Annotated in this window: 17 protein-coding genes; 8 read left to right on the forward strand and 9 right to left on the reverse strand. The window is 49.2% G+C overall.

The features are described 5' to 3' along the window. Together GWK09_RS10180 and GWK09_RS10185 are read right to left on the reverse strand one after the other, a co-directional pair. On the reverse strand, positions 1 to 612 hold the full coding sequence (locus tag GWK09_RS10180) for a flavin reductase (RefSeq protein ID WP_163693284.1): 612 nt from the start codon (positions 610 to 612) through the stop codon (positions 1 to 3). 141 nt (positions 613 to 753) lie between these two features. After that, positions 754 to 1,608, reverse strand: a complete 855-nt coding sequence (locus tag GWK09_RS10185; protein WP_163693285.1) for a universal stress protein — start codon at positions 1,606 to 1,608, stop codon at positions 754 to 756. Positions 1,609 to 1,802: 194 nt separating this feature from the next. Between GWK09_RS10185 and GWK09_RS10190 the strand changes: the two genes are divergently transcribed. From GWK09_RS10190 to GWK09_RS10210, 5 genes are all read left to right on the forward strand, one after another. Then, positions 1,803 to 2,606: a sulfite exporter TauE/SafE family protein gene (locus GWK09_RS10190; protein WP_163693286.1), complete on the forward strand. Its 804-nt coding sequence runs from the start codon at positions 1,803 to 1,805 to the stop codon at positions 2,604 to 2,606. 141 nt (positions 2,607 to 2,747) lie between these two features. After that, entirely contained in the window at positions 2,748 to 4,163 is a 1,416-nt protein-coding gene (locus GWK09_RS10195) for an MBL fold metallo-hydrolase (RefSeq protein ID WP_163693287.1), read from the forward strand. Between the two features lie 87 nt (positions 4,164 to 4,250). Beyond that, the gene (locus GWK09_RS10200; RefSeq protein ID WP_163693288.1) at positions 4,251 to 4,595 is read left to right on the forward strand and encodes a rhodanese-like domain-containing protein; all 345 of its coding nucleotides are present in this window, start codon (positions 4,251 to 4,253) and stop codon (positions 4,593 to 4,595) included. A 58-nt stretch (positions 4,596 to 4,653) separates the two neighbouring features. Further along, positions 4,654 to 5,697, forward strand: coding sequence for a c-type heme family protein (locus tag GWK09_RS10205; protein ID WP_163693289.1), 1,044 nt, complete (start codon positions 4,654 to 4,656; stop codon positions 5,695 to 5,697). A gap of 15 nt (positions 5,698 to 5,712) precedes the next feature. Continuing rightward, positions 5,713 to 6,399, forward strand: coding sequence for an aspartate/glutamate racemase family protein (locus tag GWK09_RS10210; protein ID WP_163693290.1), 687 nt, complete (start codon positions 5,713 to 5,715; stop codon positions 6,397 to 6,399). 16 nt (positions 6,400 to 6,415) lie between these two features. Here the strand turns inward: GWK09_RS10210 and GWK09_RS10215 are convergent, their stop codons facing one another. Genes GWK09_RS10215 through GWK09_RS10230 form a run of 4 tightly spaced genes read right to left on the reverse strand, consistent with a single transcriptional unit; the run spans position 6,416 to position 9,926 of the window. Further along, positions 6,416 to 7,291 carry a sterol desaturase family protein gene (locus GWK09_RS10215; protein WP_163693291.1) on the reverse strand — a complete coding sequence of 292 codons (876 nt, stop codon included), beginning with the start codon at positions 7,289 to 7,291 and terminating at the stop codon, positions 6,416 to 6,418. Positions 7,292 to 7,301: 10 nt separating this feature from the next. Continuing rightward, positions 7,302 to 8,240, reverse strand: a complete 939-nt coding sequence (locus GWK09_RS10220; RefSeq protein WP_163693292.1) for a sulfurtransferase — start codon at positions 8,238 to 8,240, stop codon at positions 7,302 to 7,304. Further along, complete coding sequence (locus GWK09_RS10225; protein WP_163693293.1) at positions 8,224 to 8,703, reverse strand: monoheme cytochrome C; 480 nt, start codon at positions 8,701 to 8,703, stop codon at positions 8,224 to 8,226. Before GWK09_RS10225 ends, GWK09_RS10220 begins: the two co-directional genes overlap by 17 nt. A 2-nt stretch (positions 8,704 to 8,705) precedes the next feature. Next, entirely contained in the window at positions 8,706 to 9,926 is a 1,221-nt protein-coding gene (locus tag GWK09_RS10230; protein ID WP_163693445.1) for a sulfite oxidase, read from the reverse strand. 248 nt (positions 9,927 to 10,174) lie between these two features. On the opposite strand from GWK09_RS10230, the gene GWK09_RS10235 reads away from it, so the two are divergent. The 3 genes from GWK09_RS10235 (at position 10,175) to trxB (ending at position 13,304) form a co-directional block, all read left to right on the forward strand. After that, on the forward strand, positions 10,175 to 11,437 hold the full coding sequence (locus tag GWK09_RS10235; protein ID WP_163693294.1) for an NAD(P)/FAD-dependent oxidoreductase: 1,263 nt from the start codon (positions 10,175 to 10,177) through the stop codon (positions 11,435 to 11,437). Between the two features lie 116 nt (positions 11,438 to 11,553). Next, a complete protein-coding gene (gene upp, locus GWK09_RS10240; RefSeq protein ID WP_163693295.1) occupies positions 11,554 to 12,207 on the forward strand; it encodes a uracil phosphoribosyltransferase in 654 nt (217 codons plus the stop codon). 128 nt (positions 12,208 to 12,335) lie between these two features. Beyond that, a complete protein-coding gene (gene trxB / locus GWK09_RS10245) occupies positions 12,336 to 13,304 on the forward strand; it encodes a thioredoxin-disulfide reductase (protein ID WP_163693296.1) in 969 nt (322 codons plus the stop codon). Between the two features lie 70 nt (positions 13,305 to 13,374). Here trxB and GWK09_RS10250 read toward each other — a convergent pair whose 3' ends face one another. From GWK09_RS10250 to GWK09_RS10260, 3 genes are all read right to left on the reverse strand, one after another. Further along, a complete protein-coding gene (locus GWK09_RS10250; protein WP_163693297.1) occupies positions 13,375 to 13,818 on the reverse strand; it encodes a hypothetical protein in 444 nt (147 codons plus the stop codon). A gap of 105 nt (positions 13,819 to 13,923) precedes the next feature. Continuing rightward, positions 13,924 to 14,979, reverse strand: a complete 1,056-nt coding sequence (locus GWK09_RS10255) for an aminotransferase class I/II-fold pyridoxal phosphate-dependent enzyme (protein ID WP_163693298.1) — start codon at positions 14,977 to 14,979, stop codon at positions 13,924 to 13,926. Next, positions 14,976 to 15,989: a dipeptide epimerase gene (locus GWK09_RS10260; protein WP_163693299.1), complete on the reverse strand. Its 1,014-nt coding sequence runs from the start codon at positions 15,987 to 15,989 to the stop codon at positions 14,976 to 14,978. Before GWK09_RS10260 ends, GWK09_RS10255 begins: the two co-directional genes overlap by 4 nt. Between the last annotated feature and the right edge of the window lie 86 nt (positions 15,990 to 16,075).

Below are 16,075 nucleotides of genomic sequence, written 5' to 3' on the forward strand. Positions count from 1 at the left end.
CTATTTTTTAAAATTCTTTGGAAATGGGAAGTTGTAGGTCTCAGAGATCTTCGCAAATCTTCCCTGGGCGATATAGGCCAGGAGAGGGTTCTTCATCAACTGCTCCCGTTCATCCCATTCTGAAACCTTCAGGTAATCTTTGTCTACATAGGCGGCCCTGATCGTGCCTGTGATCAGGCTGTAATCATCAAAACCGTCAATGATCTTGAAAAGGTCGCACTCCAGGTATAAATAAGCTCCTGCAATCACCGGGGCCCTCATCGTCTTAGCCTGCAGAACAGAAAGGGACTGAAGGATATCCTCTGCCTTGTGATAGCAATCCGATCTGGGGGTGGCACTGAGGGAGGTCTGTACGATCTGATCCGGTTTCGGAAAACTGGCCGTGAATTCCCTGGTCTGTTGTATATTCCTGAAGGTGGAATGCCTTGGGGTACATACAAACCCAAAATAATTACCGAATCCCAGTGGGGTGACCATGTGCTTGGGGGCCATGTCATAGGATTCTCCTTCTTCCGTCCCTATGATCACCAAGGGCGCCACCGTGAACACCCGGTCCCAGAGGGTCTCGGAAAGATCGAGGGACTGTATGTGCCGATCGTTAAGCGTGTCCATGAGAAACAGGTTATCATGGAGAATGTATACTTCTTAAATGGAAAATGAAATGATATTAGTCAGGTTATCTCAGATTTCTGTGCTAGTGTACAGGGATTTACACATGTCCCATTGAAAAAAGAAGGATTCCTTCTGTAGACCTTAATCCAGGGGCAGATTCTTTTTGTGGAAGCTCAGGAGGGGCCTCTCCAGCTGCATCTTTACCTTTTTCACGGTATCCACATGCCAGAGACGCTGTATCATATTGGCGCTTTCGCGTTCCAGCATCACGATGAGGTCACCGTTGGTCTCCCTGATATATGCCAGCAGGCTTCCTGTGATATCTTCAGAAAAACGCAAATCGAACTGTATATTCCCATACTCCACCTTGTTACCCAGCATTTCCTTGAACCATTCCATCTGATCCTCCCCGGCATACTCCTTTTTGTTGGTTACATGCACGAGCCTGATCCTGGCCTCGAAAGGTTGCGCAAGGGATACGAGTTTCCTTACAGCGAGAATATCGGCTTCTTCAAATGCGGTCGCGTAGATGATCTCCCTTATGGACCTTACCTTGGCGGTGACGGGTACGGCCATGACCGGGATATAGGAATTGCCGATGAGGGCACTGGCCGTGCTGCCGATAAAGAGGTCCTGGAGGACACTGCTACCCTTGGTACCGATGATGATCAGGTCGGCATTCAACGACTCCACCTTTTCCAAAATACCTGCCGACGGGATACTGTTCTCGTGAACCTGCAGGATCATGTCCTCTTCGATCTCTTTCGTATTCGCGTATTTTTTGCAAAAGGCCCTGAGTTTTTCAGCCTGTTCCTTCAGCATGACTTCCTCCCTTTTGGCGTATGCGAGGCTCACCGTACTGATAAAAGTAGCTTTCATGTCAAAGACATGGAGTACATAGAGTTTGGCCTTGAGTTGTTCCCTCAAAATCAGGGCATACTGAAAGGCAGGAACGGAATTGTCCGAAAAATCAGTGGCGTAAAGGAGGGTTTTCATGGGAGCAGACTTAGAAATCGATATCAAACTAGGCAATAAACAGTTCTCATAAAATGATGATTGTCATATTACCACCGATTATGGAAAAAATATTTGATGAGCGTCTTACGAGTTTTATGAGTCGGAGGTCTGTAACCTAGGTTACGACCCGGGCGCTGGAGCCTGAGTACTTTTGGGGGCATAAAACAGTCACTTTGGAAATCACATCGATTCTCGGTTTTATAGGCGCACTCGTTATTGGTGTTGTCCTGGGCCTGATCGGGGGAGGGGGTTCCATCCTCACCGTCCCCATCCTGGTATACCTCCTGGGTATCAACCCTGTTCTGGCAACGGCTTATTCCCTTTTTGTGGTGGGGGTCTCTTCCCTCACCGGGGCATTACAGAATATCAAGAAGAAACTCGTCGATTTCAGGACGGCCATCGTCTTTGCCATACCTGCCTTCATAGCGGTCTACCTCACCAGGCGATTTCTGGTTCCATCCATTCCTGAGGAACTGTTTTATGTGGGCGACTTTCTGGTTACACGTGATATAGGCATCATGGTATTCTTTGCCCTTATCATGCTGCTCGCCTCCTATTCCATGATCAGGGGCAAATGTGTTAATTGTGACGACGATGAGGCCGAAATACATTACAACTACCCCATGATCATCCTTGAAGGCTTGATCGTGGGTGTTATAACAGGTATTGTGGGTGCCGGAGGAGGTTTCCTGATCATCCCCGCCCTGGTAATGCTGGCCAAACTCCCTATGAAAAAAGCCGTGGCTACCTCCCTGCTCATCATTGCGATCAAATCCCTGATCGGTTTTCTTGGGGATGTGGAGACCATGGAAATAGACTGGACATTTCTGCTCAGTTTCACGGCCTTTTCCCTCATAGGTATCGTGCTGGGTGTATGGCTCAACAAATTCATAGAGGGCAGCAAACTCAAAAGATCCTTTGGCTGGTTTACTTTGGTGATGGGTATCTATATCATCCTCAAGGAGATCTGGCTGTAATTCGTGTACGACCTGACAAATGTCATTGCACAGAAGCTGCGGGAGAGGGACTTTTGTAACTTAAGTCACGATGAAGTCGAGCTGAACGTGCTAATTTTAAAGGAGTTAATGAACAAATAACTTTTAAAATAGAAAAACAACATGAAGATAGAACAAATCTATACCGGATGTCTGGCCCATGCAGCCTATTATCTGGAAAGTGCGGGTGAGGCAGCCATTTTTGATCCCCTGAGGGAGGTTGGGCCTTATATAGAAAGGGCTAAAAAGGACAAGGCCCAAATAAAATACGTTTTTGAGACGCATTTTCATGCCGACTTTGTCAGTGGCCATCTCGACCTCAAGAAAAAGACAGGGGCACAGATCGTCTTTGGACCTACTGCAAAGCCCGGATATGAGGCCATTGTGGCGGAAGACGGACAGGTCTTTAAAGTGGGCGATTACCAGGTGAAGGTGATACATACCCCCGGGCATACCATGGAAAGTACGACCTACCTGCTGATAGACGAAAAAGGAAAAAAACACGGGATCATAACAGGAGACACCCTGTTCATAGGGGATGTGGGACGACCTGATCTAGCACAGCACGTGATCTCCGAACTTACGGAAGAGAAGCTCGCCGGGTATTTGTTCGATTCCCTGAGGAATAAGATCATGACCCTGCCCGACGATCTGATCGTCTATCCCAACCACGGCGCCGGATCTGCCTGCGGCAAAATGATGAGCAAGGAGACCACAGATACCCTGGGCCATCAGAAAAAGGTGAATTACGCCCTCAGGGCTGATATGACCAAGGAAGAATTCAAGGAAGCATTGCTCACCGGACTCACCACCCCACCGGGTTATTTCCCCCAAAACGTACTGATGAACATCAAAGGGTATGAAAGCCTGGATACCGTGATGGAGAGGGGAGAGAACCCCATGTCTCCGGAAGCCTTTGAAGCAGCGGCCAACGAGACCGATGCCTTGATGCTCGATACCCGTAATGCGGCTGATTTTGCCAAAGGGCATGTGCCTAACAGCATCAATATCGGACTCGAAGGGAATTTTGCCCAATGGGTAGGAGAGATGATCCCCGATGTAAAACAATCCATCCTGTTGATCACCTATCCCGATAAGGAAGAAGAGGCTATAACCAGGCTCTCCAGGGTAGGGTATGACCACACTATAGGGTTTCTCAAAGGGGGATTTGAACAATGGAAAAAGAGCGGAAAGGAATATGAGACCCAGGGCCGGTTGACGGCAGCAGAGCTCGAAAAGGAATACAGGAACTCAGAACCCTTGTTGTTCGATATCAGAAAGAAGAGTGAATACGACTCCGAACACGTGATAGGGGCGATCAATGTTCCCCTGAACGAGATCAACAGCCATTTGGCGCAGTTCCCGAAGGACAAACCCTTTATCCTCCATTGCGGCAGCGGATACCGCAGCATGGTTGCGGCTTCCATTCTCCAGCAAAGGGGCTGGAGCAACTTCCGGGATGTTTCAGACGGTTTTGACGGAATCAAGGAAACAGGTATCGAGAGATCGGAATATATCTGTCCAACAACCTTATTGTAGAATTAGTTTTTTTGGTTGGATTGTTGAGGGGGGCGGTTCTCGGTTAGAGGCTGCCCCCCGTTATCCACGGATGTTAAATACAATGTGATGTCAATTCTTAACAAATTACTTGGGCCAAAGTCGGATTTGTCCGAGAAGATAGAGATCCTCAGCGTCGAGGAATACAAAAAGGCCGTGAATAACAACGACGTGCAACTGGTAGACGTGAGAACCCCACGGGAGTTCAGGGGAGGTCATATTGCAAGGGCTATCAATATCGATTATTTCCAGGGAACAGCCTTCGAAGAAGCTTTTGAAAAATTGGATAAGGGAAAACCGGTCTATCTTTATTGCCGATCCGGGAACAGGAGCCTGAAAGCGGCCCGTAAACTGGTGTCCATGGGGTTTGAGAAGGTCTATGACCTTCAGGGTGGCATCCTGAAATGGAAGTAAATACGGCCCTGCCTCTGCAGGTATAATGCAGGGTTCAGGATAATAAAAGATGATTCCTATGCGGACAATGATCATACTCCTAGTACCCTTTATTTTTCTCTCCTGCCGGGAGGGAAAGAAGAACGACCCCACGCCGGAACCCCTTTCGGATCCTATTGTGATGGACCAATCCCTTGAACATGGGAAAAAGCTGGTGGAAAGCGAGTGTTATGTCTGCCACAATCCCAAGGCGGAAGAGGCCGACATGATCGCTCCGCCCATGGTGGCCGTCAGGTCGCATTACACGGATAAGAAGACCACCCGAGAGGAATTCTCAAGGTCCCTGACCGATTGGCTCAACGATCCCCGGCCGGAAAAGGTGAAGATGCGGGGAGCATACAGGCGGTTCGGCATTATGCCTTATCAGCCCTATTCTGAAGAGGATCTGAGGGATATTTCTGCCTATCTGTACGACTCGGAACTCCCACAGCCTCAATGGTATGAAGACCACAGGCGCCAGGGCCAAGGTAAGGGGACGGGCAAAGGGATGATGGAAGAGATGGAAGAGATGGAAGATATGGAAGATGAGGACAGCCCGTATTTTCCCAGGGCCACTTTTTACCGTAATAGAGGCAGTGAGATCGCTGCCAAGGCCCAGGGTGTACTGGGAAAGAACCTGGTAAGGGCGATACAGGAAAAGGGCACCTCGGGGGCAATTTCCTTCTGCAAGGTGCAGGCAATGAGTCTGACGGACAGTGTCGGTATCATGAACAACGCCATCGTCAAACGGGTTTCAGATAAACCCAGGAATCTTCAAAACCGCGCCACGGCCGAGGAAACCGGATATATCATCGCCTTCAGAAGACAACTGGAAAACCAGGCCAAAAACCAGGGTGAGATCCGACCCATCCTAAAAGAAATGGGCGGGGAAGAAGTATATTACTATTCCCCTATCGTTACGAATGCCATGTGCCTTCAGTGCCACGGTAAAAGCGGGAGTGAGATACAGGAACCGGTGCTGAACACGCTCAGAGCTCTGTATCCTGCGGATGAAGCAAGAGGCTACGAAACCGGACAGGTGAGGGGGATGTGGAAGATCCAGTTTGTCAAAGAATCCCAATAAACAGCAAAAACAACTATGAGAACCATTGGCCTGATCGGAGGCACTTCCTGGCATTCTACCATTGAGTATTACAAGTTGATCAACCAAATGGTAGGTGAGACCATAGGGTCACAGGGTAACCCGGAATTACTGATCTACAGCATCAACATTGAGATCATGAGGGAACAGGACCCGGACAGGATCAATACCAAATACCTGGAAGTATCCGGGATCTTACAGGAAGCCGGGGCCGAAGCCCTGGTTATCTGTGCCAATACACCCCATATGGCCTGCGATTACGTGCAACCAAGGATAGGCATCCCCATCCTGCATATCGCAGAAGCTACGGGCAGAAAAGCCGTTGAATTGGGAGCCCGCAAGGTAGGATTGCTGGGCAACAGGCCCACTATGACCAGGGGGTTCATCCCCGAATACCTAAAACGGGAGTTCGGCATAGAAACGATGATCCCTCAAGGCGAAGCCGTGGACAGATCGCATTACTTTGTCTCCAGGGAACTTACCCAGGGTCATTTTACCGGGGAGGCCAGGAAATTTTATCTCGGGCAGATATCGGAACTCACAGCTCGCGGGGCAGAGGCCATTGTCCTGGGGTGCACGGAACTCCCCCTGCTTCTCAGTCAGGACGAAACAGATGTTCCTTTGCTGCCCACGACGGAACTCCACGCGCGCATGGCCTCAGATTTTATCCTCGGCCACCACTGAATCAATTTCTCTTCCCTTACTTTTTGACCTTACCAAAACCATAGGCATTCTGGTGCAGGAAATCCTTGGGAAAATCCTTGTCACCGGGAAAACCCAGTTGGATGGTACCGCTGTCTTCGGGAATGTAGTTGGTCTTGAAAATATAGTCCCAAAGGCTCAGACTGATCCCGAAATTGACCCCGTAAGAACCTTTGGGCAAGGTATAAGCGTGGTGATAGAGGTGCATCACGGGATTATTGAAGACATACTTAAGGGGCCCCCAGGTGATCTTGATATTGGAATGGTTGAAATGGCCAATGGCAATCGCTGCGAAATGAACGATATAGGCCTGGGAAGGTTCAAATCCGCCAAGGATCATCACCCCGAACACTTTCAGGGGTTTGTAGAGAATGTTCTCCATCCAGTGGTAGCGGAGATGTGCCGCAAAGCCCATTTCCTTTACGGAGTGGTGGACCTTGTGGAAATTCCAGAGGAAGGAGTATTTGTGAAGCAGGATGTGGGTAAACCATTGGACAAAATCGAGCACCACAAAAAAGATGAGCAATTGCAACCACATGGGAAAGGCGGAGATATCGATGATGGATAGGCTTTTGGCCGTGATCCCCACATCCTTGAAAAAGACCTCGAGCATTTTATAGAAACCACTGATCGCAATGGAGAACATGAAGAAGTTGAAGAACATGTAGAAGGCATCAAGCCAGAAGTCCTTGCGGAAGATCGACTGGTCTTTCCGCCAGGGAAAGAGGATCTCCAGTACCCACACAAAAAGGGAAATGGCTATCAGGCCCCAGAAATAATTCGTATACCAGGGAACCTCAAATAAGATGGACTTCCACGTCCACTGTACACTGCCGTTAAAGGCACTTACGAAAGCATTCCAATAATTTTCCATAGTCTTTTTTTTAATTAGCCATCGAATCTGTTTCAATCGGGAGGCTGTCGTCATAGCTCCATTCTATCCAGGACCCGTCGTAATTCAAAACGTGCTTGTAATTGAGCAACTCGGTGAGTACAAAGGTAGTGTGGGATGAGCGAACTCCGCTATGACAATACACCACAATCGTATCTTCCCGGTCGGCTCCCAGTTTGGCGTAGATCCTATCAAGTTCCTCCCTTGGTTTAAAGGTATGAGACCCATCGTAGTCAATGGCTTCTGCCCAGTCTATATGGATACTCCCCGGGATCCTCCCCGCCTTTTTGGCTCCCGTTTTCAGTACATTTCCGCTGAATTCATCTGCACTCCTTGCATCCAGTAATACGATATTGGAAAATTCTGAGGTGAGGAGCTTTAGCAAGCCTTCTTTTTCAATAACCATGGGTCGGTCCGGAAGATCAGGAAATCTGAAATCGGTTATTTCGGCCATCGGAACTACCCGGCTGGTCTCCTTCCCCATCTTTTCCCACTGGCGCATACCCCCGTCCAGCAGGTATACCCTGTCAAAGTTGTAAAGGTTTAATAGCCACCAGAGACGGGAGGCATCCGGCGAACCCTTATCGTCATAGACCACAAGCGTGTGCCTGTCGGATATTCCGGCCCTTCCGAGGCGATCAGCGGTCAGTTCCCTGTTCAGGCGAATGCCGGCGTAGGGCAAGGTAGGATCCTGGAAATCATTTCTGTAGAGGTGTATGGCTCCCGGGATATGCGATTTATTATATTCTTCAGCCTGTCTGAAATCCACGATGACGATCCCGGGGTCCCCGGAGTTGAGCATGGGACTGTCACAGGAGATCAGGTGTTTTTCTGCCAGGACGGTCTCATTTAGCTGAGGGTCCGGTCTTTCCTTACATGACAGGAAAACGGCTAGCGTTAAAAAAGCAATATGACTAATCTTCCAGTTCATACCATTGAATATCGGTCAGGATCTCACGTCTCCCTTTGTTTTTTGGGGGATAATTAGTGACCAGGTACTTAACGATGATCTCTTCATTCTTTCCCAGGTCCCAGAGGTTCTGCGTTTCCTGCATCCACCGGATGGTAGCGATCCAACGTTCCTCATTCATCCTGTTTTGCATCACCAAAAGGGCCGAATGGCAATTTGTACAATTGTTCACAACCGCCATCAGACCTTCCCCTTCTTTGAGTCCGGTTCTCAGATGGATCCCGTTCTCTATTTTATCAAAATCGTCCTCCGCAGTTACCTCCACGTATTCCGAAGGGGCCTGCTTTCCTTTAAAGAGGGAAAGGGTGGGATCGGAAAGCAGGTAGATCACCCCGAAGGCAGTGATCACAAAGAGCACCATCAGGGTGGTCAGCAACCTGTAAATGCTTCGTACCTGTGCTTTGAATTTTTCCTTCCCTTCCATATCTAGGTGACCTTGATAGCAATTCTGTGGCAGGCGTTGTTCAGGTACCCCTTGGGGTTCCATCCGGGCAGGAGCATGGGCTGACTCTTCCCATTGGAATCTGTAGCACGGCCCCAGACCTCGTAGTAGCCTTTTTTCGGAAAGGAGATATCGGCACTGAAATGTTGCCAGGCCAATCGGTTTACCGGCTTTTGCAGGCTGCAGTTCTGCCATGTGGAGCCAAAATCAATGGAGTATTCCATTTTGGATACCTCCAGTTCCCCTGCCCAGGCATGCCCCCTGATATTCAATTTTCTGCCCTCTTTGATCATGGCACCCGATTGTGGGTAAGTGATCAGGGATTTTACGGGCATGGATTCTATGATACACATATCCTCATCCTTCACTTTTTCGCCCGGGGCCACCGGATTGCAAGGCATGCGGTAAGAATCTCCCGTCATCTTTGAACCGTCGTGGACGCGATCCCGGATGCTGATCCTCTGTATCCATTTACCCGAGACCGAGGCAGGCCAGCCGCCCGCGACCAGCCTCAGGGGGTAGCCATGGGCCAGGGGGATGTCCTCCCCGTTCATCTTAAAGGCCAGAAGGGTTTCATCCTGCAGTGCTTTCGCCATGGGAGCCCCTCTGGAAATGGTTTCTTTCTTGGGATCCCGACTGAGGTGAACATCGGCCGCGTGATACCCTATGTAGACCGCCTTTTCGGTAAACCCGGCATCTTCCAGGACATCTCTTAATCTTACACCCGTCCATTCTGCACAGGAAACGGCACCCACCGTCCACTGGTTTCCCTTTGCGGGAGGATCGAATTCACTCCTGCCGTTACCCCCACATTCGAGGGTAAGCTGGTAAGTGTAGGTTTTGAATTTCGACTTTAGTTCGGACAACGTATAAATTTTGGGTTTCCTGACGGCTTCCCCGTCTATGGTCAGTGTCCATGAGGCGACATCTACCTCCTCCGGGATCAATCCGTTATTGCGTATGAACATGAATTTATTCGGCGTGATCTTATCGTCCAGTAAATGGGCCTTGGCCTCTATATTCCAGGGCTTGTCATTGAGGATCACCATTTCCCTGTCCTTCCTGAATAATGTGAATGGATCCGGATCCTGCAAGGCCAGAAGGGAATACCCATTTGGTATCATCTTCCCGAAAACGATTTCCGTTCCCACTGCCGCTGTGAGCGTTCCAAGGGCTGTATTCTTTATAAAATGTCTTCTATTCATAGGAGCGTATGCGATTTCAACCAGAGCCTTAAAGTTAGAAATATTCCCTTTCCCTGTTTCTTTTCCATTAGACATTTGCCCGTAAGTTGGCAGTTTCCTTGCCCGGAACCGGGCAGGGTCCCCCAGGGAAATGTCTTCCGACAGTGAAAAAGTACTCAAGTTCTCAAAGTTTTATTGTCACTTAGGTTACACTGTATCTTTAAAGATTGAGGTACCTTGTATACGATTTAAGAACAACAATCGATACCATGAAAAAACATTATCGGATACTCGTCATCGGTGGGGGTACAGGCGGTATCATGACCGCTGCCCAGCTCAAGAAAAAAGACAAAAACCTGGAGATTGGCCTGATCGAACCGGCAGACACCCATTATTATCAACCCGCCTGGACCCTGGTAGGTGCAGGCACCTATGATTACAAGAAAACAGCCAGACCTATGGCTTCGTTGATTCCGGCTGGAGTCGACTGGGTTAAGGACTACGCTGTCTCACTCAAGCCGGAGAAGAACGTAGTCTCTACCAAAAAATCGGGCGATATATCCTACGATTACCTCGTACTCTCCCCGGGGCTCGTCAATGATACATCACTGATAGAAGGGCTTACCGAAGCTATTGACAAAGGGGTGGTCTGTAGTAATTACACAGATCCGGAACACACCTGGAAGGTCCTGCAGGGTTTCAAGGGGGGCAATGCGGTATTTACCCAGCCTACCACGCCTATTAAATGCGGAGGTGCGCCACAAAAGATCGCCTACCTCGCAGCCGATTACTTCAGAAAGAAAGGGATCCTGAAAAACAGCAATGTGATCTTTGCCACTCCGGGAACTGTGATCTTTGGGGTTCAGAAGGTCAAAGAGACCCTGTTGAAGGTGATCGACCGTTACGGGATGCATTTCAGGCCTTATTACGCTCCATTTAAGATAGATGCGGAGAAAAAGATCATTTACTTCAAATACACCGCACCTGAGGATAAAAGGGTTGCGATCAAGGAAGGCAATAAGATAGGGGAGACCATAAACGAGAAGGATGTCATCAGCATGCCCTTCGACATGCTCCACCTCGCCCCACCCGAAACGGCCCCGAAATTTGTCAAGGATTCCTCTCTGGTAAATGATGCAGGCTGGGTTGAGGTGGATCACCACTCCCTTCAACACGTCAAATTCGCCAATGTATTTGCCATGGGGGATGTGGCCGCCCTGCCAACGGCTAAAACGGGAGCGGCCATTCGGAAACAGGTCCCTGTGGTTGTGGACAACCTTTTGGGTCTCATGAAAAAGGAAGGCATAAAGAACCACTCCTACAACGGGTATTCTTCTTGTCCGCTGGTCACCGGATACGGTAAAATGGTACTGGCCGAGTTCGACTACCAGAACAACTTTACCCCGGATCCGAAACTCAAACAGATGCTCATCTTCGACAGTTCCAAGGAACACTGGCGTCTGTGGATGCTGAAAAAATACATGTTGCCCTATCTCTACTGGAATAAAATGATGAAGGGCAAGAAGGTCTAGTTTTCAGTATGTACATACTATGTGTGAAGGATAGCAGGTGATCTTTGGTCACCTGCTTTCTGTCTGGAGTTTTATTTGGACAGTTTACTTACCTTAGTCGTAAACCGGATATCCGTATGATCCTTCATCACCTGGAAGAAAAAGATTCATTGCTTAACCGCTTTATCGCTGAGATCAGAGATAAACGGGTACAGGGAGACCCCATGAGGTTTCGAAGGAATATTGAGCGCATAGGGGAGGTCCTTGCCTATGAACTCAGTAAGACCCTTGAATATTCGGGAAAGGAAGTAGAGACACCATTTGGTTCGAAACGTATAAAGGTCCCTGAGGATCAACTGGTCTTGTGTTCTGTACTGAGGGCAGGGTTACCCCTGCATCAGGGACTACTCAATTATTTCGACCGGGCTGAGAATGCCTTTATCTCCGCCTACAGGCATCACCCTGGTGGAGGGGATTCTTTTGAGGTGGTCGTCAAGTATTTTGCGGCCCCAGACCTCCATGGGAAGACCCTGATACTTACCGATCCCATGCTGGCCACGGGAAAGACTCTTGAGAATGTCTATACGGCCCTTCTGGGGCACGGAAATCCGAAAAAGATCCACATTGTATCGGTCATAGGTTCGGTCCCGGGAATTTCCCATGTAAAGGACATCTTTCCTGAGAACACCCATTTGTGGATCGCGGCCATTGACGAGGAGTTGACGAGTAAGGGGTACATCATACCTGGCTTGGGGGATGCCGGAGATCTTGCGTTCGGCACAAAACTATAGGCATTTACCACGGGTTTAAGGGATGTCGGGGGTCATCCGATGCTATGAGACTATAATAACTTTTGATAACTTTGTATATCCCTTTTTAGGGGAATGGGGTAATTTTACCTGTTTAAATTTAAATGAAAATGGCAGAATCAACAGAACGAATAAAAACCCTCATTTTGGGTTCAGGGCCTGCCGGTTATACGGCCGCGATCTATGCGGCCCGGGCCGATCTCAAACCGGTGATCTACACCGGCATGGAGCCGGGGGGACAACTTACCACCACCACGGAGGTCGATAATTTTCCCGGGTACCCTGAAGGCATAGACGGCCCAACCATGATGGTGCAACTACAGCAGCAGGCAGAACGCTTTGGGACGGAAGTCAGGATCGGGATGGCCACCGCAGTGGAACTCAGCGACCAGGTCGGAGGAATTCACAAGGTTACCATTGATGATTCCAAGGTAGTGGAAGCAGAGACCCTGATCATATCCACAGGGGCTTCGGCAAAATATTTGAATATCCCCAGTGAACAGCGCCTTCGGGGTGGAGGGGTATCGGCCTGCGCGGTATGCGACGGATTCTTCTATAAAGGACAGGAAGTAGCCATCGTTGGAGGTGGAGACACGGCCGCTGAGGAAGCCTCTTACCTGGCGAACATCTGCAAAAAAGTAACCATGTTGGTGCGAAAGGGTGAAATGCGTGCCTCGAAAGCCATGCAGCACCGTGTGAACAGCCTTCCTAACATCGATATCCGGTATTTTACCGAGGTCGATGAGATCCTGGGAGATCAGGTGGTAGAAGGCCTGAGGATGGTCAATAACCAGACCGGAGAGAAGGAGGAGATACCGATCACCGGCTTTTTTGTGGCCATCGGGCATAAGCCCAATACGGACATTTTCAAGGGACAATTGGAAATGGACAGCACCGGGTACCTTATCACTAAAGGCAAATCCACCAAGACCTCGAAACCCGGGGTATTCGCCAGTGGTGATGTTCAGGATAAGGAATACAGGCAGGCGGTGACTGCGGCCGGGACCGGCTGTATGGCAGCCCTCGATGCAGAGAGGTATCTGGCCAGTGTTGAAACCCCCGCGGAGATCAATTCATAAAGCACAATATTCATAACAGAAAACCCCGGTATTCCGGGGTTTTTTATTTTCTATATGACGGGATGAGTACCTAGTCTATTCGGATATAGTTCTCTGAAAACGTAGGATTTCCATCCAGGTCAAGAGATATCTGGCTGTACGTATCGTCCTTCAGGTCCAGTTGAAAATTGAAGACCCTCATGGTATCCAGGGCTTGCATCATTTCATAATCCCCATACTCAATGGTCTCTATCAGTTCATCTTCTGTGATGGTGAAGGAACCGTATCCAAAGCGACCCTGTTTGTCTCCCGGTACCCAGCGAGACCACATGATCTTTCCGTTGTAATACATCTTTACCTGGCGGTACCCCTCGTCCTTGGCAACAGTATCAACCTTATCACCATCCCAGTATGAAAAACTCTGGAGCTCCCATACTCCCTGCATGGAATGCATGGGATTGGGTTTAGAGGAGAGGATGGTTGCCGCTATGACAAAAATAAAGACGAGGCCAGCGATCTTAATGGTTTTCTTCATAGGTGAGTGATTTAGTACTTCCAAAAGTTCAATTAAGATACAATTTTTTTAATAAAAATTTAACGCATCCCGAATATTTTGACTTTAATCTGCAGCTCCAGACACTTACTCTTTTCCCACAAAGGAATTAAGGGCATTCGACAGTGTGGTAAGGTCCTTACTCTTGTGAGCAGACGTCAGGACGATCCTGTGAGTGGCATAGGTGTCCTCGGTCGGATATCTGAAATCGGTTACCAGGATGTTCTGCTTTATCAGATGGTCTGTAAGATTTGGGTCTGAATATCCAAACACTGGGTAATTTGGCATAGAATTCAGGAGATTTTCGATTTTCATGGCATCCATGAAGAAGTTGATATTCTGTACAAGGTCCTTTCTTTTCCGTTGATAAATAGGGATTGCCTTTAGAAATTGAGACAGGTAAAAAGGGGCTGCCGGACTGGCTCCTCCGAAAAAGTCGGAAGCCTTCATCTTTGCTATCCTGGCAGTATTTCCCGCGACCAGGCCTGCCTGTACCGCCAGGGCCTTACCCAGGGATGCACAAAGTACCAACTCTTTGCAGGTGAGGGACTTCAGGGTTCTGTAAACACCCCCTCCATCCTGTCCGATCACGCCAATACCGTGTGAATCATCTACCACCAGGATACACGATTCGAGAGGCAGGGTTTTAAGGATCTCAAAATTTGGGTAGTTGCAACCTGAAAAGTCGATGGAATCGATAAAAACAACGGGGGTTTGAGCGTTTTTCTGGTCGAGGTGCTCCCTGAGGGCTATACCCAGGGTGGTATAGGTGGTGTAGGGCTTGGCACCACTGGTATAGAGGGCAGAGTGCGTATTGGGGGCGTAGAACAGGGAATGGTCTTTGTTCTTAAAATGATTGGCCAGCATTTGCCCTGCGAGGTATCCGGAAGACAAAGTAAGGGCAGCCTCGCTTCCCACCCATCCCGCGATATACGCTTCGGCTTCTTCGTAAATGGTAAATTGGATATTGGCGCGGCGGGAAGAGCCGTAATTCGACCCGTATTGCTCTATGGCCTCGTGGGCCAACGCTCTGAATTCTGCATCCTGCTGCATGCCCAGATAGGAAGTACCTCCAAAATAGAGATAATCCCTGCCCCCGTATTCAAGGGTTCTTCCCGGATACGATGAAACCAGCACCTTCATAGCAACAGTTGAATTCCACTCCCCCCGATTTTCGGAAAGGTGATACGGGCATCGTCGTGGATCTTTATCCCGCTTGCAATATCATTGGAAATCAGCAGGGGGCCGTCCATATCTACGTAATCCAATTGAGGCAGGAGCTGGCCAATGGCCGATATCCCTACGGTGGATTCCGTCATGCACCCCACCATGATCTTCAGCCCCAGTTCCCTGCCTTGTTTGATCATTCGCAGGGCAGGAGTCAGGCCACCACATTTGGTCAGTTTGATGTTGATCCCGTTGAAGTGGAGCGCACACCGAGCCACATCCGACTCCACAAGGCAACTTTCATCGGCGATCACGGGAAGGACCGAGTGGTGTGCCACCCTTTCCATCCCTTCCCAGTCGTCTGCCTTCAGAGGCTGTTCGATGAACTCCACCCCGAGCTCCTTCAGGGATGGGGCAATGGCAATGGTCTGGGAGGCTGTCCAGGCGCCATTGGCATCGATTCTGAACACGGAAGTACTGTGCTTACGCAATTCCCTGACAATCTCCAGATCTTCTTTGGTACCCAGTTTGATCTTGTAGATAGGCCAGGGCTTTTCCTTCATTTTGGAGACCATTCGTTCGATCGTATCAATCCCGATCGTGTAATTCGTAATCGGATATTTAGCGGTGGAGGTGCCCCACAATTCGTAAAGGGGTTTCTTCTGCAGCTTTCCATAAAGGTCATGGGCTGCGAGGTCCAGGGCACAGAGGGCGAATGAGGAGAGGTTCTTCTCCCTTAGCCATCGGTGGAAGTCTTCAGGTTTATTAAAGGGATAGCTCTCGATCTCATCCCGGATCCCCCGTATCTCAGATAAAAGGCTCTGAAGGGTATGGCCGTAATAGGGGTTAGAGGTAGCCTCTCCGTAACCGGTTTCTCCTGCCATACTCAGGTGTACGATGAGGGTGTCCTGGGTGCTGTGTGATTCCCTGGAGATGGTGAACGGGTGTTTCAGGGTTAAGGTATGTGTGCTGAGGTCGAGTACCATATCAAATTTCTAACTAAGATACATAAAGCCCGGAAAGAGAAATAAAAAACCCCGGATGAAAATCCAGGGTCTTTCACCTTCTATGG

Origin of the sequence: Muriicola jejuensis, assembly GCF_010671595.1 — a bacterium.
Lineage (GTDB): Bacteria > Bacteroidota > Bacteroidia > Flavobacteriales > Flavobacteriaceae > Muriicola > Muriicola jejuensis.

Bases quoted from the DNA above. Each gene is read 5' to 3' on its own strand.
- GWK09_RS10180 (WP_163693284.1), bottom strand. From the start codon at position 612: ATGGACACGCTTAACGATCGGCACATACAGTCCCTCGATCTTTCCGAG.
- GWK09_RS10185 (WP_163693285.1), bottom strand. From the start codon at position 1,608: ATGAAAACCCTCCTTTACGCCACTGATTTTTCGGACAATTCCGTTCCT.
- GWK09_RS10195 (WP_163693287.1), top strand. From the start codon at position 2,748: ATGAAGATAGAACAAATCTATACCGGATGTCTGGCCCATGCAGCCTAT.
- GWK09_RS10200 (WP_163693288.1), top strand. From the start codon at position 4,251: ATGTCAATTCTTAACAAATTACTTGGGCCAAAGTCGGATTTGTCCGAG.
- GWK09_RS10205 (WP_163693289.1), top strand. From the start codon at position 4,654: ATGCGGACAATGATCATACTCCTAGTACCCTTTATTTTTCTCTCCTGC.
- GWK09_RS10210 (WP_163693290.1), top strand. From the start codon at position 5,713: ATGAGAACCATTGGCCTGATCGGAGGCACTTCCTGGCATTCTACCATT.
- GWK09_RS10215 (WP_163693291.1), bottom strand. From the start codon at position 7,291: ATGGAAAATTATTGGAATGCTTTCGTAAGTGCCTTTAACGGCAGTGTA.
- GWK09_RS10220 (WP_163693292.1), bottom strand. From the start codon at position 8,240: ATGAACTGGAAGATTAGTCATATTGCTTTTTTAACGCTAGCCGTTTTC.
- GWK09_RS10225 (WP_163693293.1), bottom strand. From the start codon at position 8,703: ATGGAAGGGAAGGAAAAATTCAAAGCACAGGTACGAAGCATTTACAGG.
- GWK09_RS10230 (WP_163693445.1), bottom strand. From the start codon at position 9,926: ATGAATAGAAGACATTTTATAAAGAATACAGCCCTTGGAACGCTCACA.
- GWK09_RS10235 (WP_163693294.1), top strand. From the start codon at position 10,175: ATGAAAAAACATTATCGGATACTCGTCATCGGTGGGGGTACAGGCGGT.
- upp (WP_163693295.1), top strand. From the start codon at position 11,554: ATGATCCTTCATCACCTGGAAGAAAAAGATTCATTGCTTAACCGCTTT.
- trxB (WP_163693296.1), top strand. From the start codon at position 12,336: ATGGCAGAATCAACAGAACGAATAAAAACCCTCATTTTGGGTTCAGGG.
- GWK09_RS10250 (WP_163693297.1), bottom strand. From the start codon at position 13,818: ATGAAGAAAACCATTAAGATCGCTGGCCTCGTCTTTATTTTTGTCATA.
- GWK09_RS10255 (WP_163693298.1), bottom strand. From the start codon at position 14,979: ATGAAGGTGCTGGTTTCATCGTATCCGGGAAGAACCCTTGAATACGGG.
- GWK09_RS10260 (WP_163693299.1), bottom strand. From the start codon at position 15,989: ATGGTACTCGACCTCAGCACACATACCTTAACCCTGAAACACCCGTTC.